The sequence below is a fragment of the Xanthomonas sp. NCPPB 2933 genome, assembly GCF_056725225.1.
In genome coordinates this window covers 4,701,955-4,722,791 of the sequence record NZ_CM161518.1, presented here as the reverse complement: position 1 = coordinate 4,722,791, position 20,837 = coordinate 4,701,955, and the positions used below count along the sequence as shown (strand labels likewise).

The 20,837-nt window shown below is 62.9% G+C and carries 19 protein-coding genes; 9 read left to right on the top strand and 10 right to left on the bottom strand.

Translation table 11 applies throughout. The features are described 5' to 3' along the window. The first annotated feature begins 23 nt into the window (after nt 1-23). The gene (locus AC1PLU_RS19925) at nt 24-668 is read left to right on the top strand and encodes a DUF4142 domain-containing protein (protein ID WP_481108562.1); all 645 of its coding nucleotides are present in this window, start codon (nt 24-26) and stop codon (nt 666-668) included. An 825-nt stretch (nt 669-1,493) separates the two neighbouring features. Here AC1PLU_RS19925 and AC1PLU_RS19920 read toward each other — a convergent pair. The 6 genes from AC1PLU_RS19920 to AC1PLU_RS19895 form a co-directional block, all read right to left on the bottom strand. Further along, nucleotides 1,494-3,245, bottom strand: a complete 1,752-nt coding sequence (locus AC1PLU_RS19920) for an ABC transporter ATP-binding protein (protein ID WP_481108561.1) — start codon at nt 3,243-3,245, stop codon at nt 1,494-1,496. Nucleotides 3,246-3,271: 26 nt separating this feature from the next. Beyond that, nucleotides 3,272-4,423 (bottom strand): glycoside hydrolase family 1 protein, encoded by a 1,152-nt coding sequence (locus tag AC1PLU_RS19915; protein ID WP_481107044.1) that lies wholly within the window; start codon nt 4,421-4,423, stop codon nt 3,272-3,274. Between the two features lie 92 nt (nt 4,424-4,515). Then, nucleotides 4,516-5,703 carry a UDP-galactopyranose mutase gene (gene glf / locus AC1PLU_RS19910; RefSeq protein WP_481108560.1) on the bottom strand — a complete coding sequence of 396 codons (1,188 nt, stop codon included), beginning with the start codon at nt 5,701-5,703 and terminating at the stop codon, nt 4,516-4,518. Continuing rightward, nucleotides 5,700-6,884, bottom strand: coding sequence for a glycosyltransferase family 1 protein (locus tag AC1PLU_RS19905; RefSeq protein ID WP_481107043.1), 1,185 nt, complete (start codon nt 6,882-6,884; stop codon nt 5,700-5,702). Before AC1PLU_RS19905 ends, glf begins: the two co-directional genes overlap by 4 nt. Before the next feature lie 39 nt (nt 6,885-6,923). Next, complete coding sequence (galE, locus tag AC1PLU_RS19900) at nt 6,924-8,093, bottom strand: UDP-glucose 4-epimerase GalE (RefSeq protein WP_481107042.1); 1,170 nt, start codon at nt 8,091-8,093, stop codon at nt 6,924-6,926. A gap of 1,073 nt (nt 8,094-9,166) precedes the next feature. Further along, on the bottom strand, nt 9,167-10,033 hold the full coding sequence (locus AC1PLU_RS19895) for an SDR family oxidoreductase (protein WP_481107041.1): 867 nt from the start codon (nt 10,031-10,033) through the stop codon (nt 9,167-9,169). Between the two features lie 220 nt (nt 10,034-10,253). Between AC1PLU_RS19895 and AC1PLU_RS19890 the strand changes: the two genes are divergently transcribed. The 4 genes from AC1PLU_RS19890 (at nt 10,254) to AC1PLU_RS19875 (ending at nt 13,294) form a co-directional block, all read left to right on the top strand. Continuing rightward, nucleotides 10,254-10,895, top strand: coding sequence for a DUF6766 family protein (locus AC1PLU_RS19890; protein ID WP_481107040.1), 642 nt, complete (start codon nt 10,254-10,256; stop codon nt 10,893-10,895). A 141-nt stretch (nt 10,896-11,036) separates the two neighbouring features. Continuing rightward, a complete protein-coding gene (locus tag AC1PLU_RS19885) occupies nt 11,037-11,222 on the top strand; it encodes a hypothetical protein (RefSeq protein WP_481107039.1) in 186 nt (61 codons plus the stop codon). Nucleotides 11,223-11,786: 564 nt separating this feature from the next. Continuing rightward, nucleotides 11,787-13,067 carry a sigma-54-dependent transcriptional regulator gene (locus AC1PLU_RS19880; protein ID WP_115039639.1) on the top strand — a complete coding sequence of 427 codons (1,281 nt, stop codon included), beginning with the start codon at nt 11,787-11,789 and terminating at the stop codon, nt 13,065-13,067. Next, nucleotides 13,067-13,294: a hypothetical protein gene (locus tag AC1PLU_RS19875; RefSeq protein WP_170118522.1), complete on the top strand. Its 228-nt coding sequence runs from the start codon at nt 13,067-13,069 to the stop codon at nt 13,292-13,294. The genes AC1PLU_RS19880 and AC1PLU_RS19875 overlap by 1 nt, the downstream gene beginning before the upstream one ends. A 33-nt stretch (nt 13,295-13,327) precedes the next feature. Here the strand turns inward: AC1PLU_RS19875 and AC1PLU_RS19870 are convergent, their stop codons facing one another. Next, nucleotides 13,328-13,711, bottom strand: coding sequence for a response regulator (locus tag AC1PLU_RS19870; RefSeq protein WP_115039640.1), 384 nt, complete (start codon nt 13,709-13,711; stop codon nt 13,328-13,330). A 346-nt stretch (nt 13,712-14,057) separates the two neighbouring features. Here AC1PLU_RS19870 and AC1PLU_RS19865 point away from each other — a divergent pair, with 346 nt between their 5' ends. Continuing rightward, nucleotides 14,058-14,630, top strand: a complete 573-nt coding sequence (locus AC1PLU_RS19865; protein WP_481095424.1) for a hypothetical protein — start codon at nt 14,058-14,060, stop codon at nt 14,628-14,630. A 509-nt stretch (nt 14,631-15,139) separates the two neighbouring features. On the opposite strand, the gene AC1PLU_RS19860 is transcribed toward AC1PLU_RS19865, so the two are convergent. Both AC1PLU_RS19860 and AC1PLU_RS19855 read right to left on the bottom strand, forming a co-directional pair. After that, the gene (locus AC1PLU_RS19860; RefSeq protein ID WP_168957244.1) at nt 15,140-16,039 is read right to left on the bottom strand and encodes a manganese catalase family protein; all 900 of its coding nucleotides are present in this window, start codon (nt 16,037-16,039) and stop codon (nt 15,140-15,142) included. A gap of 136 nt (nt 16,040-16,175) precedes the next feature. Next, nucleotides 16,176-16,682 (bottom strand): YciE/YciF ferroxidase family protein, encoded by a 507-nt coding sequence (locus tag AC1PLU_RS19855; RefSeq protein ID WP_074058568.1) that lies wholly within the window; start codon nt 16,680-16,682, stop codon nt 16,176-16,178. Nucleotides 16,683-17,019: 337 nt separating this feature from the next. On the opposite strand from AC1PLU_RS19855, the gene AC1PLU_RS19850 reads away from it, so the two are divergent. Beyond that, entirely contained in the window at nt 17,020-17,214 is a 195-nt protein-coding gene (locus AC1PLU_RS19850; RefSeq protein ID WP_481107038.1) for a hypothetical protein, read from the top strand. 22 nt (nt 17,215-17,236) lie between these two features. Here AC1PLU_RS19850 and AC1PLU_RS19845 read toward each other — a convergent pair whose 3' ends face one another. Next, entirely contained in the window at nt 17,237-18,451 is a 1,215-nt protein-coding gene (locus AC1PLU_RS19845) for an FAD-dependent oxidoreductase (RefSeq protein ID WP_481107037.1), read from the bottom strand. 317 nt (nt 18,452-18,768) lie between these two features. On the opposite strand from AC1PLU_RS19845, the gene AC1PLU_RS19840 reads away from it, so the two are divergent. Next, a complete protein-coding gene (locus AC1PLU_RS19840) occupies nt 18,769-20,064 on the top strand; it encodes a sensor histidine kinase (protein WP_481095426.1) in 1,296 nt (431 codons plus the stop codon). Further along, nucleotides 20,061-20,837 carry a LytR/AlgR family response regulator transcription factor gene (locus AC1PLU_RS19835; RefSeq protein ID WP_481095427.1) on the top strand — a complete coding sequence of 259 codons (777 nt, stop codon included), beginning with the start codon at nt 20,061-20,063 and terminating at the stop codon, nt 20,835-20,837. The genes AC1PLU_RS19840 and AC1PLU_RS19835 overlap by 4 nt, the downstream gene beginning before the upstream one ends.

Below are 20,837 nucleotides of genomic sequence, written 5' to 3'. Positions count from 1 at the left end.
CAACGATCACTCAGGAGGCAGTAATGGGACTTTTCAAGATGGTAACCGCCGGCGCCGTGGGCTATGTGGCATACAAGGCATGGCAGCGTCGTCAGGGCCAATCGACCGATGCGGCCAGCGACACCAGCAGCGACCGCGACATTCAACAGACGACGTTGACCGGACCTGCCGCCAAGAGTGCGACACCACCGCATGGCGACCCACTGCGCACCGACGCCAACATCTCCACCGATCGCAAGCAGGCATTGGGTGCACTGGTCATCTTCAACGAGCAGGAGCGCACGCTGGCGCAACTGGCTGTAGTGAAAGGCATCGGCGGCGAATCGCTGCAGTTCGCACGCAAAATGGATGAAGCCCACAGCGCCGCGCTCACCGACCTCAGCCGTTTTGCGCCGGACCGCAATGGCACTCTGGCGCAAGCTGCATCCGCGCGTGCGGACGGCACCCGCAAGCGTCTGGACGGGTTGAACGGCAAGGAATTTGAAACGCAGTACCTGCAGACCAGCGTGACCAGCCATGAGCAGGCGCTGGCACTGCTGGACACGCAATTGAGCAGCGAGCCGGGGTCGAGCGACTTGGGCAAGGAACTGCAGCGTGCCCGCGAAACCATTGCCCAGCACCTTGAACATGCCAAGGCGCTGCGCACCAAGTCGACCCAGCCGCACTGATCGATTGATTGGTGGTCGCTCTTGTGGCGGCCAACAAAACCACTGCGCTCACCGTCAGGTGGGCGCAGTTGTCTTTTTTGTTTCCGGTTCGCAGATGAGCAGGTTGGAAGTGCGAGGTCCTCATCGCTTGATTGGCTCTGCAGTGTCATAAGTGCCGGTACGTAGCAGTCTTGGCTGGATGCATGGCGTGTTCCGACACTGGATGTGGCACTACGCATCGACTATCGCATTGCACAACGCCTGCCGGTTTTGTGCGAAGGCTTCGGTTTGCTGCGAGCGCTTGCACGCGTACCGGCGTGGGACACGCCGCAAGTACGTCCATGTAGGACCTTACGCGGCATCCATGCCGCGTAAGGTCCCACGCCGGCACGCGTGCAAGCACCTTTCAGGTTTTGTCGGTGGCTGCGGAAAAGCGAAGATGTTGCTTGCCTCTCAGTAGCCTTAAAGGGTGGATGGCACCCCGCTAATTGACTATCGCCGCGCACGATGCTTGCCGGTTTGCGCGGACACTTCGGTTTGCTGCGGGCGCTTGCACGCGTACCGGCGTGGGACACGCCGCAAGTACGTCCGTGTAGGCTCTTCTGCGGCATCCATGCCGCATAAGGTCCCACGCCGGTACGCGTGCAAGCACCTTCGGATGTTGTCGGTGCTGCAGAAAGAGCGACGGTATTGCCTGCCGATCCGCAGTCGCGAAAGGTGGAAGCGCGGTGTCGTATCCGGGGGCGGGACCATGTGGCGGCATGGATGCCGCCACTGAGCCTCCACGGACGGATTCACGGCGTGTCCCGACACCGGATGCGGCGCCGCGCGCAGGCCGCATCATGCTTACGTCTCGTCAGGCGCTGCCTGCTCGAATCCAGCCGCCTGCCGCTGCCACAACCCATCGAAGACGCCGCCATGCCCGCGCAGCTGTGCAGGATTGCCGTCTTCGACCACGCGGCCTTCCTGCAGCACCACGATGCGATCGAAGCCGATCACCGTGGACAGACGATGGGCTACCGCCAGCACGGTGCGGTCGCGCATCAGATGATCCAGCGCGGCCTGAATTTCCGCCTCCGATTCGCTGTCCAGTGCCGAGGTGGCTTCGTCCAGGATCAGGATCGGCGCGTCCTTGAGAAACGCGCGTGCGATGCCAAGCCGCTGCCGCTGACCACCGGACAACATCACCCCGCGCTCGCCAACCTGGGTGTCGTAGCCTTGCGGCAGTTGCCGGATGAATCCATCGCAGAAGGCGTGCCGCGCGGCCTCCTGCACATCTGCATCGCTGGCGTCCGGCCGGCCGTAGCGGATGTTGTCGGCAATGCTGCGGTTGAACAGCGCGGTTTCCTGCGGCACCACTGCGATCTTTTCGCGCAGGCTGTCCTGGCTGACACTGCGGATGTCCTGGCCGTCGATCAGCACGCGCCCGGATTCCACATCGTCCAGGCGCTGGATCAGCGCAATCAAGGTCGATTTGCCGGCACCGGACGGCCCGACTATGCCTACCTTCTGGCCTGAGGGAATATGCAGATTCAAGTCGTGCAGCACCGCAGGGCGATCGGGATAGGCAAAGCGCACATGTTCGAAACGCACATCGCCTTCGGCCAGCGCCAATGGCGCATCTGCATCCACCAACGCATGCGGCTGCAGGATGATCTGCAAGGTATCGGCGATCGCGCCCAGCTGCTGGGTGGTATCCACCAGCGTCAGCGCCAGATCGCGCGAGCCATGCAGGATGCGAAACGTCAGCGCGCTGACCAGCACCACATCGCCTGCGCTCACCGCGCCGGCACGCCACATGCCGATTGCCCAGATCAACATGCCGCCGGCCATCAGCGACAGGCAGATGTCATGGATGACCCGGGCCTTTTCCACATACATCCAGCTGCGCCGGTGCGCGACCGCCTCATAGCCGATCTGTTCGGCCAGCCGTGCGCTTTCGCGATCGCGCGCGGCAAATGCCTTGATCGTCCATACATTCGAGACCGCATCCACCAACTCACCGCCCACGCGTGCGGCCTGCGCGGCAAAGCGCTGATGCTTGGCGCGGCCGCGGATGCCGAAGCTGGTGATGATGGCCGCCACAATCCCGATGAAGCCGACCAGCGTGGCCGCCATGCGCCAATCCACGGTCAGCAGCAACACGATGGCGCCGATGAAATCCACGATCGGCGGCACGATCTTCCACGCCAGCCCGCCGTAGATCTGCCCGGCCGCGCTGCCGAGCGCGGTGATGCGATTACCCAGCGCACCGGCGAAATGCTCGCTGAAATAGCGCATGGGGTGCCCGGTGAGATGGCGGAACAGATCCACCCGGATATCCACCACGCTGGCAATAACAGTGCTGCAGCCCAACCAGCCGCCCAGGCGCCACAGCAGGTTTTCCACCGCAATCAGGCCGATGAAAACGCCCAGCGGCAACCACACATTGGCCTGGCTACGTTGATCGGTGGCCATCGCATCGACCAGCACCTTCATGCCGTACTGCACCGACACCGCGCAGCCGGCAGCGCCGATGATCAACAACAACAACCCACTGAAATGCCAGGGCCGCTGGCGCACGTAATGCCACAGAAAGCGTGCCGGCGTGTCCGGCAATAATTCCGGCTGGGCAGTGGGCGTTGTCACGTATCGATGTCGGCCAGTGCAAGCTGCGGCACTTGCAGGCCAAAGCGTTCGTGTTCGCGACGCAGTTGTCTGGCCAGCCCGGCATGCAACGGGCGTTCGCCCTGCTCATCTGCATAACCGAACAGGCCGGTGGGGCAATGGCGGTAGTTGTCCCAGCCCGGATAGTCCAGCACCGGGTAGAGGCAGATGCCTTCCATCGGCACGCCTTGCTGCATCGCCAATGCCACTTCGCTGCCGACATGGTCCAGCCAGGGGCCGCGTTTGTCGGCTTCGGCGCCGGTTTCGGAGACGAACATCGGGCGCCGATAACGCTGCCAGAACTCGTCGATGATGGCCGAAAACGGGCGGTAATCCGGTGAGCTGCGCAGGATCGGTGTGCCGCCCAGATACCACTGATTGTCTGCGTAGTAGTTGAGGCCGATGATGTCCAGGTGCTGCGGTGTACCGCCCAATCCGGGCCATTGCTTGCCGCAGATCATGTCCCAGGCTTCGAACTGGGCCAGCCGCAGGCGCTCGGCTTCGCGGCGCGGGCCGGGGCGGTCGTTGGAGGGGATCACATGGATGGCCGGGTCCACCTGCACGAAGCGCGCGCGCGGTTCCACCTGGCGTACCGCATCGATCGCGGCGATGGTGGCGCGTACCAGCTGATGCTTGAGCTCGAAGCCGCGTCCGCGTGCCTTTGGATACATGCCTGAGTGGTCGCCGCCGTTCCAGGCCCAGAACGAGATCTCGTTGACCGGGGCATAGAACGGCACCGCGTCGGTTTCGTTCTTGACGCATTGCGCGGCCGCAGCGGCAAAGCGTGCAAAGCGATCGACAAAGTGCGGCGACCAGATATCCACATCGTCCGGCCAGCCGTAATGGCACAGATCCCAGATCACCTGGGTGCCGGCGGCATTGGCCGCGTGCAGCATCGGCAGAAAGCTAGACCAATCGTAATGGCCTGGGCGTTGTTCGATCAGGTGCCAGCGCATGCCGTCGCGCACAGTACGCAAGCCGTGCGCCGAGACGGCACGGTAATCGTTGGCGGCCCAGCGGTCGTGCTTGGTGCCGGCGATCAGATCCAGCCGGCGGCCATCGCGGCGGCGATGGGTCGAACACTCGAACCCCGCCATAAAGAAACTGTCGAACACTGTGGGGGTATGCATCTGACATCCTGCTGCACGATCGGTTGCACGCTGGCAACCGACCATCGATGACTGCCCCGCAGCGCGGGCGCGGTGGGGCGGGGTATTGCCGATCAGACAGCCGGTTCGGCGTGACGCTGGTGTTCTGCCTCTTCGATGCGCTTGAACAAGGCCAACGCCTGGCCGACCACTTGATCCATGTTGTAGTACTTGTAGGTGCCCAGCCGCCCGAGAAAGGTGACATTGGGCGTCTCGGCCGCCAGGCGCTCGTAACGCCGGTAGAGCGCGGCATTCTCCGCACGTGGAATCGGATAATACGGGTCGCCGTCGGCCGATGGGTACTCGTGGGTGAGGCTGGTCTTGGGATGTTGCTGGCCGGTCAGATGCTTGTACTCGGTGATGCGCGTGTAGGCCACATCTTCGGCCGGGTAGTTGACCGTGGCCACCGCCTGAAAGTGTTCCTGATCCACGGTGCTGTGTTCGAACTTGAGCGAGCGATACGGCAGCTTGCCGTAGCAATAGTCGAAGTATTCATCCACCGGCCCGCTGTAGACCAGTTGGTCGTAGTCCAGCTCGTCGCGGATCTCGCGGTAGTCGGTATTGAGCATCACCTTGATGTTGGGGTGATCGAGCATGCGTTCGAACATGCGGGTGTAGCCGTGCAGCGGCATCTGCTGGAAGGTGTCGGTGAAGTAACGGTCGTCGTCATTGGTGCGAGTGGGCACGCGCGAGGTCACCGACTTGTCCAGCTGCGACGGATCCAGACCCCATTGCTTGCGCGTGTAGCCGCGGAAGAAGGTCTCGTACAATTCGCGGCCCACCTGGTTGATCACCACGTCTTCGCTGGTCTGGATATCGGCCACCGGTTCGGCGCGGCTGGCCAGAAATGCAGCGGCGTCGTGTTCGGTTGCGAGCTGCAAATCGTAGAGCCGGTTCAAGGTGGTCATGTTGATCGGGATCGGCACCTGCTGCTCGCCTACCTGCGCCAGCACACGATGCGCGTAAGGCCGCCACTGGGTGAAGTTGGACAGATAATCCACGATGCGCTGCGCATTGGTGTGGAAGATGTGCGGGCCATAGCGATGGATCAGCACACCGGCGTCGTCATGAAAGTCATAGGCATTACCGCCGATATGCGGGCGACGATCCACCACCAGCACGCGTTTGCCCAGGCCTGCGGCCAGGCGCTCGGCCAGCACGCTGCCGGCAAAGCCCGCACCGATGATCAGGTAATCGAATCCGCGCCGGGTACCGCCAAGGGTGCGCGTGCTCGCCAGCGGGACGGTGCCCGACGGTGTCATTGCTTCCACGTGAGTTTCTCCTTCATCAAGTCATAGGTGTGGTCCCAGGACATATCGCCCAGCACCTGGTCGGCGGTTTCCAGCAGCTGCTCGCGATCGGCGCCGTCGCGCAGCGCGGCCTCGCAGGCGGCGACAAAGGCCGCGGCAGTGTCGGCAATGCGCACCACGCCGGTGTCGCCATAGGTGCGCACCACATCGTGGATGGGTGTAGACACCACCGGGCAGCCGCCCGCCAGGTATTCGGGGGTCTTGGTCGGGCTGATGAAACGGGTGGAGGCGTTCATCGCGAACGGCATCAATGCCACATCCCAACCAGACAGATAGGCCGGCAGTTCGTCGTAGCTCTTTCCGCCCAGGTAGTGGATGTTATCGGCTTGCGGCAGATCGGCCAGGTCGATCTTGACCACCGGCCCGATCATCACGAACTGCCAGTGCGGGCGTTGCGCGGCAATGCTGCGCAATAACTCCTCGTCGAAGCGTTCGTCGATCACGCCATAAAACCCCAGGCGCGGATGCGCGATGCCGGCTTGATCGGCAGGCTCCTGCTGTGGCGCACGCGCTGCGGCAAAATGTGCCACATCCACGCTACTTGGGAATGCATGTGCATTGGCGTGTAGCGTGCGCTTGGCTTCCCAGATGCTGTAGCCCCCGGTGAACACCACATCGGCGCGCTGCAATAGTTCGCGTTCGCGCTGTACCAGTTCGGGCGGCGCACCGCGAAATGCCGACAGCTCGTCCATGCAGTCGTACACGATCACGCGCGGGTGCAGATGCGCGCTGAAGCTCTGGCTCATCGGCGTGTAGTACCACAGCACCAGATCGTCTACACCGAGTTCGGCCAGATAGCCATCCAGCAACTGGCGTTGGATCTGCACGGCCGCCTCGCCTTTGCAACCGGCCGGCAGGCGGGGCACCAGCACATGCAGGCCGCCCGCTTCGCCACGCACCTGCAGCCACGGCTCGGGTTCGTCGCAGGCGATGGGCTCCTCCCAGAACAGCAGATTGAAATCACGCGCAAAGCGCGACATCAGATGCTGTGGGCGCTGGTACACAAAGCTCCAGCGCAGATGCGACAAGCACAACAGCGTGGGTCGCGATGGGTCGAACTGCGGGGTGTTGTCGGATGTGACAGCGCGGCGGGTGTTGCCGATGTCGTAGTGAAACTGACCAGCCCAGCTCATGGAATGCCCTCAATCAAAAAGGAAAGGAACCAGCGCGCATCACGCGCGCGAGAGACGGTCTGCAGGCAGCAGGGTGCGAGCCACCTCGTTGCGGCGGCGTCCCTCTGCCGTTGGCAACAAGCGACGTGCCGGTGTGACCAGCTCGCGCGCAAGCTCGCGCTCGGGCACGGCGGTCGGGGTGCGCGGTCTGGTCAGGCGCGAGGTCGCATAGCCGTCCGGATGCAGTTGCTGCCAACGCCAGGTATCGCGACACATGCGGTCCAGGTCGTATTCGGCCTTCCAGCCCAATAGCCGATTGGCCAGCGTGGCGTTTGCGTAATACACCGCCACATCGCCATCGCGGCGCGGTGCGATGCTCAACGGGATGCGGCAGCCACTGGCACGCTCGAATGCGGCAGCCACCTCGCGCACACTGTGGCCGCGTCCGCTGCCCAGGTTCACCACCAGTCCTTTGCGCTCGCGCTGCAGGTAGTCGATGGCATCCACATGCGCGCGCGCCAGATCCATCACGTGCAGATAGTCGCGCACGCCGGTGCCGTCGGCAGTGGGGTAGTCATCGCCGAACACCTGCAATGCAGCGCGGCGGCCGACGGCCACCTGCGCGATATAGGGCATCAGATTGTTCGGCACGCCGCGCGGATCTTCGCCCAGATACCCGCTGGGATGCGCACCCACCGGGTTGAAGTAACGCAGCAGCGCAGCATTGAATTCGGGCCACGCGATGCTCAAATCACCGATCATTTCTTCCATCATCAGCTTGGTGCGGCCGTAGGGATTGATCGCCTTCAACGGCGCGCTTTCCTTGATTGGGCTGATGTTTTCATCGCCATACACGGTGGCCGAGGAGCTGAACACCAGGTTGGATACCTCGGCGGTGCGCATCGCACGTAACAGCGCGAGCGTGCCGGTCACGTTGTTGTTGAAATACAGCAGCGGCTCGCGTACCGATTCGCCAACGGCCTTGAGTGCGGCAAAATGCAGCACGGCATCGATACGCTTGCTGCTCAGCAACTCAGCGAGCTCTGGTGCGCGCACATCCATGCGGTGAAACTCCGGTCGAGCTCCCATCAGATACTGCAGATGGTCGAGCACGCGCTCGGATGAATTGCTCAAATTATCGACAATGCAGACTTCGTGCCCACGTCGTGCCAGTTCCACACAGGTATGTGAGCCGATATAACCGGTGCCGCCGGTGACCAAAATTCTCATTGATTGCCTGCCTTGTGGAGGGCGCTGAGGCGCCGGCTTACCCAGGACGCGGATCACCACCGCGCACATTTGGCTGCGTGTTGGGTGATGTCATCGCGCCGGCAGCGTGCTGATGAGCAGCCACGCATTGGGCGGCAGCCAGGTCTGGGCGAGCAGAGGACTAAATGCATCACTGTCCAACACGATCTACGGTAGGTGGCAGAACGTGAGAACAGGCGCAGGGATAGGTGTGTGCCACGCGAGTGAGGCGTTGACTATTTACTCACCGGCGCTGTGTGTTTTTTAGTCGCGCACACTGAGTGCCAGGAGTGGCTGGCAAAACTATTTCCCGGCGATTTATTGCTGAGCTTGGGAGTTGGGTCTTCAGTGAAGAGCGGCTGATCTGCGGTTTGGCTGCAGGGTCCTTGCCCGCCTACCATCGCGGGACACGCCGCAAGTACGTCCGTGTAGGCTCTTACGCGGCATCCGTGCCGCGTAAGGTCCCGCGACGGTAGGCGGGCAAGGGCCAGTCGAGTTGATCGGTACGCATGTTTTTTAACAAAGCAGCCAGCGACCTGTCTGGTGCGATGTCTTCGCTGCGCTCTTGATGCTGTGAGTTTGCTGCAGGGTCCTTGCCCGCCTACCATCGCGGGACACGCCGCAAGTACGTCCGTGTAGGCTCTTACGCGGCATCCATGCCGCGTAAGGTCCCGCGATGGTGGGCGGACAAGGACCATCGAAGATGGTCGGTGTGCATAGTTGCAAGCAGTGCATTACGTGCGTTGTTCGGATAAGGGAGGCGCATTCGATCAGCCTCGCGACGCAAGGCTGTCAACAGACAGCTCTCAACAAAGCAGCCTGCAAACTTCCTGGTGCGGTGTCCTTGCCGCTTGCGGGACCATGTGGCGGTATGGATGCCGCCACTGAGCCTCCACGGACGGATTCACGGCGTGTCCCGTGAGCGGCAAGGGCACCGCGCGATCGGCCAACCAAGCCTTTGATCGAATCTAAAATGCACATGCGCACGCTGCTGCACACAAAAAAACCCGCGTTGCTGCGAGAGCAACGCGGGTTTAGCGACAACGTGGAGCGGGTTACAGAGTGACAGCCCCACCGGCAATGGTCAGCAACGTGCCTGACGTGTAGCTGGCAGTGTCGGCCGCGAGCATCACGTAGGCCGAGGCCAGCTCGACCGGCTGGCCGGGCCGTCCCATCGGGGTTTGGCTGCCGAAGTTTTCCACCGAGTCTTCGTCCATGCCTGCCGGAATGAACGGTGTCCAGATCGGGCCGGGCAGCACCGCATTGACGCGGATGTGCTTGTCAGCCAGCACGCCGGCCAGACCAATTGTGAGGTTGGCCAACGCGCCCTTGGTGGCGGCATAGGGAAGAATATTCGGCGTCGGTTTCTTGGACTGCACCGAGGCAGTATTGATGATGGAGCCACCGTCCTTCATCAACGGCACCGACAGCTGCACCAGATGAAACACCGCATGCACATTGGTGTCGAAGGTCTTGCGCCATTCGTCCAGCGTAATGTCTTCGAAATTCTGGAAATATTTCTGGTAGCCGGCGTTGTTGACCAGAATGTCCAGTCCGCCGAAGGCGCTGTTGACCTGTTCAATCAATGCTGCGGCCTGGTGCGGGTCGCTGATATCGCAACCGACCAGTAGCGCTTTGACGCCGGCCTTTTCGATCAGCGCACCGATCCTAGCCGCGTCTCCCTGCTCATCGGGCAGATACGCGATGGCCACGTCGGCGCCTTCGCGTGCGTAGGCAATCGCCACGGCAGCGCCAATGCCACTGTCGCCACCGGTGATCAGCGCGCGCTTGCCTGTCAGCTGCCCATGACCGACGTAGCTGTCTTCGCCATGGTCCGGGCGTGGATCCATCTTCTCGGTCCGGCCGGGGAAGCCCTGCTGCTGCGGCTTGAACGGCGGGCGTGGGTAATTGGGAACGGGCATGGGGGTCTCCTGACGGTGTGGATCACTACGAAGTGAGTGTCAGTGTGGTCATGCAGACGTAAACGTCCGGGCTAGACGATGTCGCCGGCATGTGTGCTGCGCGCGGCGCGTTCACGTTGTCAGCAAGCACGCCAGCCGACCTCACGGCGGGCAGTGCGCGCAGACTTCATGCGCTTTTGCCGATCACGCTCGATACTGCGCGCATCGTCAGGAGTTACGCATGTTCTTTCGTCGCAATGGGTTGTCGTTGTGTCTGCTTGCGCTGACGCTGCTCTTCATCGGTTGCCAGATCTACGCCGGCCTGCATGCCTACAACGCGGAGTTGACGGAGCAGGGCCAGCCAACGCTGCTGCTGGCCGCGTATCTGCACAGCCCGCATTTCGTCTCGGCCCTGTTCGAGAATTGGGAAAGCGAGTTCCTGCAGATGGGCATGTATGTGCTGCTGACCGTCAAGCTGCGCCAGGTGGGTTCGGCCGAGTCGCGTCCGCTCGATCCTGCTGAAGAAGACGCCGAGATCAAGCCGGGCCAGACGCCGTGGCCGGTGCGTGCCGGTGGGCTGTGGCTGCGCGTGTATGAGCACTCGTTGGCGCTGGCATTTGGCGCGCTGTTCCTGATGAGTTTTGTCCTGCATCTGCTTGGCAGCTGGCGGCTTGCGTTGCTGGAGCGCACACAAAAAGGGTTGCCGCCGATCAGCATCCTCGACCATTTCACCGACGCCGGGTTCTGGTTCGAATCGATGCAGAACTGGCAGAGCGAATTCCTGGCGGTGTTCGCGCTGGTGGTGTTGACCATCTGGCTACGGCAGAAGGATTCGCCGCAGTCCAAACCGGTGGCGGCACCGCATTCGCAAACCGGTGGCTGAGCATGTTCGGATCATGCGTACTTGGTGTACTTGGCGGGGCCATCTGCGCAATCACTTCACACGGTGACGCAGGTTTGTTCACCACCTTGCAATGCCCGCCTGCCTAGCGTGGTGGCACGATAACCAAGCAGGAGAACCGCGATGGCTAGCGAACCGAAGAAGCCGTGGGGTCCGGACGATGATCAGAGCAAGCCGTTCACGCCGCAAGAGCAGCGCAACGAGAGTGCCGAACGAAAAGTGCACGACATGCCCGACGAAGACCGCGACGTCAACAAAGCGGATCCGGAGCAGGACTACGAACGCCCGGATGGGTCGGAAAAACGCTGAGTCCTCCGCGATGCGATACCGATGAAGGCGCCCGCAGTTGCGGGCGCTTTTAGTTTCAACAGCCGCACAGGACGCGGGGTTGAGCGATCTGTACACACGCTCTCCACGATGAGTGCGTAGGCTGTGGATAGCACATCGAACCCGACCGGCTCCGCTGGAGCGGTTCGCCCAACGCCTCGCATGGCGCTGGCCCAGGTCAGCACCAGCTGACGCCTAGATCGCGATGTAACAGCGCAAACGAGCTGATCCAGTGGCTCATCAATGATGGCATCCGCCTCGGACTGGCGTGGCAGCCGTCGCAAAACCTTGCACTTCGTGGCGTTTTGGCACTCGCGCTGCGGCGACCGAGCCCAACCGTGACGCTTGGCACTGGCGTAACCAGGATTTGCCATGCGTACTTCGGTCAAAATCGGCACGGCGGGCTCGACTTTGGGGAAAGAGCTACGCTCATCCCTGATGGTGATGACACCGGTGTGCCACTCGATGTGGTGAGCGGCGCTTTTTCGCGCCGTCGTCACAATTCTCAACTGAACATGTATCAGCACTTTGCGGACAGAAGCGCCCATGGACCGTCTTTCCTGCGCCATCATCGACGACGACGTGGAGTTCTGCGATCAGGTGGTGGAGTTAGCCACCGATAGCGGCTTCCGGGCCAAGGGCATGCACACCCTTGGCGAAGCCAGCCGTTGGCTGGACAGCAATTTCCCCGACCTGTTGGTCGTGGACGTTGGCCTGCCCGACGGCAGCGGTTTCGATCTCATCGAACGGCTCGACCCGGATCACACGCCACAGATCGTGGTGGTGTCGGGCGATTACGCCTATGAGACCCAGGGCCGCGCACAGCAGTTCGGGGTCAGCGAGTTCCTGACCAAGCCATTCGCGCCGGAACGCCTGGAGCGTGTGCTCGGCGGTCTGCGTGAAGCGCAGCAGGGCAACCTGGGCATCGTCGGCAACAGCGACAGCATCGTGCTGTTGCGCAAGGACATCGTGCGCGTGGCGCCAACCGACTTGAACGTGCTGGTGACCGGCGAGACCGGTACCGGCAAGGACTTGGTGGCGCGTGCCATCCATCGTGTCTCCGGTCGTCGCGGCCGCTTTGTGCCAGTCAACTGCGGCGCAATCCCGGAAGAGCTGCTGGCAAGCCAGCTGTTCGGTCACGAGCGCGGCAGCTTCACCGGCGCCGATCGTCGCCATGCCGGATTTCTGGAGCAGGCTGCCGACGGCACGCTGTTTCTCGATGAAATCGGCGAAATGCCCAAGCGTCTGCAGGTGTATCTGCTGCGGGCGATCGAATCGCGCAGCTTCATGCGCGTGGGCGGCAACGAAGAGATTCCGCTCGATGCGCGCGTGGTTGCTGCCACCCACCAGCATGTGCAGCGCGAGCATGCGGTGCTGCGCGAGGATCTGTTCTACCGGCTCAACGAATATCCGATCCAGGTGCCGCCGCTGCGCGAACGGCGTGGCGATGCGCGGTTGTTGGGCTTGCGTGTGATCGACGAACTCAACGTCAAATACGGCACCCGCAAGTTGCCGACCAAGTCATTGCTGCGCTATCTGGCGTACCACACCTGGCCGGGCAACGTGCGCGAGCTGCGCTCGTTTATCCGCTATCTGTATCTGCGCTCCGATGGCGACCTGTTGAGTGCGCCGGATGTGGAGCAGACCGTGCCGCAGGCCGACGAGGACGGATTGTTGATTCCCGCAGGCTGGACCATGCGGCAGGCCGAAGACGCGATGATCGAAGCAGCATTGGCACGCACCCGCTTCAACAAGAAGGCCGCCGCACGCGAGTTGGGCATCAGTGTGCGTACCTTGCACAACCGGCTCAGCGACAAGGACGCGTAGTGGCCGATGCATCCGATGGACAGCGGCGTGAGTTGCTGCACCAATTGCGCAACCGCCTCAACGTGATGGGATTTGCGCTGTATGCGTTGCGCAACGATGTCTCCAAGCCACTGGAGACCTTGCGCAGCGCGCACCAGTCAGCGGTGGAGCTGCTCAATCAGCTCGGCGAAGAAGAGCGCGCCCGGCAGCAGATGAAGGACACCCAGGCCGATACTTCCGATCGGTGACGGGTTGTGGGTGAGATCCGATCAGCGGATCGATCAATAATGCTCGGCCGGTTGGGCCTGGTCGCTCAGCAGCGTGGTGATCGCGCGCGGGTTATACGGCTTCATGCAGTACGACAGATGCGCAAAGCGCGCTGGCAGCGTGTAGCGGTCATAGCCGGAACAGAACGAGAACGGGACCCCGCGCTCCAGCAATGCGTCGGCCACCGGAAACACCGGCTGCCCCCTCACATTGACGTCGAGCAACGCACCATCGATCTCCTCGCCCGATGTCACCAGCGATAGCGCGTCGGGCACATTGCCCATCGGTCCGAGCACGTGGACACCTGCTTCGATCAGCAAGTCGTTGAGCGATTCGGCGAGTAGATAATCGTCCTCGACCACAAGGATGCGGCGGCCGTGTAGCGTTGTGTTGGACATAAAAACTCCGGAACTAAAGTGCGGTCTGACGCCGCACGCCGGCATCGTGCGCGCACCCGGCGTTAATAACGCGCGTAAGCAGGCGCTTCAAAGAGCGATCTCTTCAACTTCAGGAAGTAAGTACGCGTGCGTGGATGTCTACATGTAGATCTGCATGCACATGCACCGGTCACGGAAAATATTGCGCAACAGCGCACATCTTGCGACCTGTTCGATCGTCGCTAAAAAGAAGATGTAGCCGAAGTCACGGAAATCCTTGCAACACCGGTGTCCGCGTCAGTCGAAGACTTGGCGCGCATTGTGCGTACCGACCCCGAGTCCTTGGGACGTACACGGTGGAGTCGTCATGATTACGCGCATTCTTCAGTTGTCCGCCCGCGTGGCGAGCAACGCATGGGTCGAGGTCGGGGTGGGCGCCGATGCGGACATTCTGATCGCCGATCGGGGCGGCAAACGCGAAGAACGTGCCACCTTTGGTCGACGCGCTCCCGGACAGCAGCGCTCGATCCACACGCAGGAGCCGAGCTGGCTGGGCGGCGTGGATCTGGCGATCTGGGAAACCCAGCGCTGTGCGATTCCGTTATGCGGATTCGTCTGCACGGCCTCTGCAGATGGCAGTACGGCCGCCACCTGGTTGAGTCAGGACAGTGGCGCGGTGTATGCAGCGGGCCTGCGCAACGTGATGGATATCGGCGGCCGCCTGCAAATGGGGTTCTCCTTGCTGGTGGCCGCGTCGGCCAGCATGCCCACGCATCGTCCGCTCTGCATCGATGGCGATGTCAAACAATGGCTGCATGTCGGCGGCAAAGTGGCCATGCTGCATCTCACGCCTTGGCAGTTGGGTCGCTATACGACTGCAGCCGGCGTACGGCCGGACTGGACCAGCGAGGAACACTCGGCGCAGATCGCGCGCGTTTAGGTGGGGAATGTCAGGCAGCAAATATAAAGGGGCCCCTGGGGGCCCCTCGTCGTTCTGGTCGTGCGATGTTGTGTCAGCTGCAGAAGGCAGCATGGTCATGCGTCATGCATTTCGCATGCATCGCACGCGGCTAGGGCATCAAGCCTTCGACCGGTTCGGCTTGGAACCGGTCTTGGTGGCCTTGAGAGGTGATTGAACGGTGTGGATGCGTCGGGGGCAGAGCGGTTGATCTGCGGGTTTGCTGCAGGGCCCTTGCCCGCCCACCATCGCGGGACACGCTGCAAGTACGTCCTTGTAAGCTCTTACGCGGCATCCATGCCGCGTAAGGTCCCGCGACGGTGGGCGGGCAAGGACCAGTCGAGATGGTCGGTGTGGATGTTTTCAAGCAGCCTCCGAACTGTCTGGCTTGGTGCAGCTTATGCCGTCGTTGCAATGATCTGTCGTCGCACTAAAAAGCCCGGGTCGCGAACGCCCCGGGCTAATGCTGGGTGCGCTGGCACTCAGCAGGTTCAGCGCTGGATGTCGCCGGTGGTGGAGCCGGCACCCGGGCCTGCGCCCAGGTCGGCACCGGTCACGCGATCGAGCTCCGGATTGGAGAGCAGACGCAACGACATCGCGTCCAGTGCGTCGGTCTGGGTCGCGTCCAACGCAACCGTGGCCGAGCCGTCACCGCCATCCACTGCAGTCTGCAGTTCGCGGTCTGCAACCACGTCCCATTGCTCGCCGGCATTCCACGGACCCACCATGTCGCCTTCGCCCTGCGACATGTTGTAGTAGGTGTCGGTGAAGCGCGGGTCGCCCGGCAGCTTGCCCGGCGGGAAGTTCGGCTCGATCGAGTACAGCGCTTTCTCGAACGACTTCTGATGCGCCACCTCGCGTGTCATCAAAAAGCGCAGCGCATCCACGATGCCAGGATCGTCGGTGACGGTGATCAGACGCTCGTACACCAGCTTGGCGCGTGCCTCGGCGGCGATGTTGGAACGCAGGTCGGAGGTCGGGCAACCGATCGAGTCCACATACGCCGACGTCCACGGCACACCGCTGGAATTGACCAGCGCCGGGCCACCACCGTACAAGATCTGCTGGGTGTGGCTGGTGCTGTTCTGGGTCATGGAGCGCATCTCCATGGCCTCTTCCATGCCTTCGGACAACACCGCCTTCGGTCCCTTGTTGAGCATGGCGATGATCGAGCCGATGATCTCCAGGTGGCTTAGTTCTTCGGTGGCGATATCGAACAGCAAATCCTTGCGGCCCGGATCGTCTTCGCCCAATGCCTGGGTGAAGTACTGCATCGCAGCGGCGAGTTCGCCCTGCGGTCCGCCAAACTGCTCGAGCATCAACGTGGCCAGATCCGGATTCGGTTCGGCAACGCGGACGGTATACATCAACCGCTTGTTATGCATAAACATGTGTCGTGCTCCATGGCTGGCACCCGGGATGACTGCCACTCGGTAAGCGGACAGAAGACGCGGGGCTCTGGCTTTCGGGGGTGATGCCCGCAGACGCGGGCAGACGCAGTGCGGCAGTGCCGCACTGCGCGATGCATCAGGCCGCTTTACTGGTCTTGGATGCTTTTTGGTTGCCACCTTGCTCTGCAAGCAGGGTCAGCTTTTCATCGGTGGCTTTTTCTTCTTCCAGGGTTGCAAGCAGCAACGTGATCGCATCGGAGTAACCGAGCTGCTTGGCGATGGCCGCGATGGTGCCGTACGAGGCGATCTCGTAATGCTCCACCTTCTGCGCGCCACCGATCAGTGCCGCATCGCGCACCGGGCCGGCTTCGATCTCTTCGATCACCTCACGGCCTTCTTCGACCAGGCCTTCCATCGCTGCACACTTGATGCGCTTGAGCTTGATGCCGAGCAGTTCGACGATCTGGTCGATCCGCTCGATCTGGCCCTGGGTTTCTTCCAGATGCACCTTGAATGCCTCAACCAGCTTGGGCTCGGTCGCCGCACGTGCCAGGCGCGGCAGCGATTTGGTCAGCTGTTTTTCTGCGCTGTAGATGTCCGACAGTTCGTGGATGAAAAGCTCTTCAATTGTCTTGATCGCCATGGGCGGCTCCTTCGAGTGGATAGGTGGGTCAACAGTGCGGTGCACCGTGTGCGCGTCATGCCTTCAACTGCCTGCGAGCCAGCGGCTCCGTCACGTCGGCATCGCATTGCACGGGCGTGACGCACGCCAGTGCTGCAAGGTCGCGGTGACCGGATTTCAAGCTGTCTCGCATGGGTCGCTAAGCTAGTCACCGACGTGTTAGCGGGATCGGTGGATGCGGTGATCCCGATGCGATGGCGGCCTGTGCCGTGGCCCGTGCAGGGAGGCTGCAAAAACAGCGCCGTGCAGGGATCGCGATGCGTTACAACGGTGGTCCATCACTGCGCGAGCCGTTGGCATGACGCCATTGGATAAACCGCTACGCCGAGAACTGCACATCGGCGCGCTGACCTACACCTTGATCATCGACCCGCAGGGTTTGAAGCTGGTCGAAAAGGGAAAGCGCAAAGGCGTGGTGTTGCGTTGGGATGAACTGGTCAGCGGGGATGCCGCACTGGCCCGCGCATTGCAGGCCTCACTCAGCGACGCGTGAGTTCTGGCGCTCGCGCAACAGCTCACGCCGAGTGGAACAGACGCGCCAATTCGCGCACCGCCGCTGCAGAGGCTGCGTGATCCGGTGTGGCATCGGCATTGTTGAAATCGTTCGCGCCTTGCGCTTGCACCAGCAGCCCGTCGCGGCGTGGCACGACATTGAGATTGTGACCACGCCAGACCAGCCCGTAGGTGACGTCCGGTTGCGGAATCAGGCGCGCGGTCTGCCCACGCACCGGGATGACGCTGTCGTCGCCAAGCAACGCACGCGCACCGTAGCCGGTGGCATTGACCAGGATCTTCTCGCGCAGATCGCCGAACTGGCGCGGGTGTTCGAAGCTGCGGGTATACAGCTCGCCGCCGGCCTGCAGAAAGTCGTCCATCAATAATCGCGCATAGGCGCTGAGGTTGAAGGTCAGCTGGCTATAGCGGCGCACGAACGGCACCGGGAACGGATGACTGCCGGGAGCGACCGGTTGCGAGCGCGGGCCGAGGTCATGGATCAATTCGCGCTCCAGCGGCGGATAGTCCGGCTCGTGCGCTTCGGCCGATGGAAGCGGTTGGTCGAACGGCACATCCGATAACGCGTAACCATCGCGCCATTCGATCGGCTCGCCCGGCAAGCCGAGCAAGGTCTGGTAGCGGCGAAACGAGATGCGCGCCATCTCTTCCCAACGTGTCTTGAAGTCGGCCGTGGCGTGCTCGCTGGTGCACACGCGCGAGTCCGGCGACCACACGCCCGTTGCGTAGAACGAACGCACATCCGGCAGGCGCTCGCGTGCATAGATGCGCACGCGCAAGCCGGCGCGTTGTGCCACCAGCGCGGTGGTCAGCCCGATCGCGCCGCAGCCGATTACCGCCAGCTCACGCGCATTGGCATCGGCCGCACGCACCAGCCGCAGCGCGTGTTCGGCCGCACCCCACGACAACGACCACCCGCTGCCGCCATGCCCGTAGTTGTGCACCACCGTCTTGCGACCGATGCGCTCGGCCTCGATCCGCGGCCCCTGCGCACGGAACGGCCGCGTGCAACCGTTGATGGCAATGATGCGATCGACCGAAGCGTGGATCGGCGCCAGCGGCGGCGATGCGGCGAACTGGCTCGGCAGCGCGCCAGGCGCCGCAGCCGGCAGCGGCGAAGAAGGTGCTGCACTGGCAGGGCCGGTCGCGGCCCAGCTAGTGGTGGAAGCGGCCGCAAGCGTAAGGCCGGCGCTCTGCAAAAAATGACGACGGTGCATGCGACTCCCAAGTGTGTGGTGGATGGCAAGGCGATAGAGGGCAACGCGGCTTGCGCATGGAGCAACATGCCCGGCGCGGCATCTGCACACGCCAGGCCTCTTTCATGCACGGCAGCCGGCATCTTCAATACTCAGGGCGCAACGCCGCAGACGCCGAGCATACCGCGCACCTGCATGCCTGCCACTGCCGGGAAGGCCGGGTTTCGTGCCGCGATCCAGGCAATTGAGGCGCCGCTGGCGGCCATTCGTCGCTTTGGGCTTTCGACTGCGCGCTTGCCGGCTATGCTCGCCGCGTCCCAACCCAACGAGTCGCCCCCGTGTCTGCCAGCGTCTTTCTGATCGTGCGTATCGTGTTCGCCTGGGCTGCCGCGTTGGTGGTGGCCGGGATCATGTGGGCGCAGCTGTTCGGTTCCACCGGCGCGTTCTTCGGGCTGATCTGCGTGGTGCTACTGACGCTGGCCTTGATGAGTGCGGTCACGCATGTGCGGCGGGTGCGGCTGATCGCCGGTCGTCTGGATCACGACACCTTGTCCACCCGCCAACGGCGCCAGATCGAAGTGCCACTGGACGTGCAGGCCAGCTTCGCCGTCGTCGAAGAAGCGGTGCGCGCACTGCCGCGCGTGCAGGACATCGAATGCGCACCGGGCAGCCTGCTGATCCGCGCCAAGGTGCGCCGTATCGATCCCTATGAAGGACGTCAGCCCTCGCGCTGGAACCTGTTCGCGCGCTTTGCGATCAAGCGCAATCAGGTGCTGGTGACGATCACGCCGGGGCAGGGCACCAGCAGCGTCACCGTGTTGTGCGAGCCCGATGCCGGTGCCTGGGTGGATTTGTTCGCAGTGGACGAGGGCAGCAATTTCGAGAACGCCGAGGCGATCAATCGTGCGGTGGTACGCCGGGTTGGCGAGCAGCGTCGCGACGAGCAGGCCGCGGCCGAGCAATCGGTGATGGAGAAGGAACTGGCCGTGGCACGGCTGAATCTGCTGCACGCCCAGGTCGAGCCGCACTTTCTCTACAACACGCTGGCCAGCGCGCAGGTGCTGGCCCGCACCGACCCGCCGCGCGCCGAGATCATGATCGGGCATCTGATCCAGTACCTGCGCAGCTCGTTGCCCAGTGCCGACGGTGCCATCTCCAGCCTGGGCGAAGAACTCGAACGTACCCAGGCCTATCTGGAAATCCTGCGCATCCGCATGGGCACGCGGCTGGCCTTGCAGGTGGAAGTGCCGTACGAGCTGCGCGCGCTGCAGCTGCCCTCGATGATGTTGCAGACGCTGGTGGAAAACGCGATCAAGCACGGCCTGGAACCCAAGCCCGGCGGCGGCACGGTGTGGATCCTGGCGCGTCGCATCGACGACCATGCCACGCTCACCGTGGCCGACGATGGCCAGGGCTTCAACACCCACAGTCAGGGCACCGGCATCGGTTTGAAGAACCTGCGCGAGCGGCTGCAGCTGATCTACGCCGGCAAGGCCAGCTTTGCCATCGTCTCCAACTTCCCCAGCGGGGTGGCCGCCACGATCACCTTGCCGCTGCCCGCGCATATCGCAGCGGTGAGCATGCCGCCGCCATTGCCCAACCCGCAGACACACACCACGCAGGTGCAGGCATGAGTGCGTTACGTGCGGTGATCGCCGAAGACGAGGCATTGCTGCGGCAATCGTTGCTGCAGTTGCTGGCGCAGGTGTGCCCGCAACTGCAGATCGTGGGCGAATGCGAGGACGGCGCCAGCGCGCTGGAAACCATCGCCGCGCAACAACCCGATGTGGTGTTTCTGGATATCCGCATGCCCGGGCTCACCGGCATCGAAGTGGCGCGTGCGATGCGCGAGAGCAGCCCGCACACCCAGGTGGTCTTCGTCACCGCCTACGATCAGTACGCCATCGATGCGTTTGAACACGGCGCGGTGGATTACCTGCTCAAGCCGATCGCCCGCGAGCGCCTGCAGGCCACCTGGCAGCGCGTGCAACAGCGTGCCGCCGCCGGCCAGCCGGATGGCAGCGTGCTGGAGGCCCTATTGCAGCGCCTGTCCGCACGCCCGGCTGCGCCCAGCGCGCAACCGCCGCTGGCCTGGCTCACCGCCAGCAGCGGCCGCGAGACGCGCTTGATCGCGCTGGAAGAAGTGGCGTATTTCCAGGCCGATCAGAAATACACCACGGTGATGACCGCCGCCGGCGAAGCGATCCTGCGCACGCCGCTGCGCGAGTTGCTCGACGTGCTGGACCCGCAGGTGTTCAAGCAGATCCACCGTTCCACCATCGTCAACATGAAGGCGGTCGCCTCGGTGGTACGCGACGACACCGGCAAGGGGCGGCTGGCCCTGCGCGGGCGCAGCGAAACGCTCACCGTCAGCCAGCCATTCATGACCCTGTTCCGCGGCATGTAA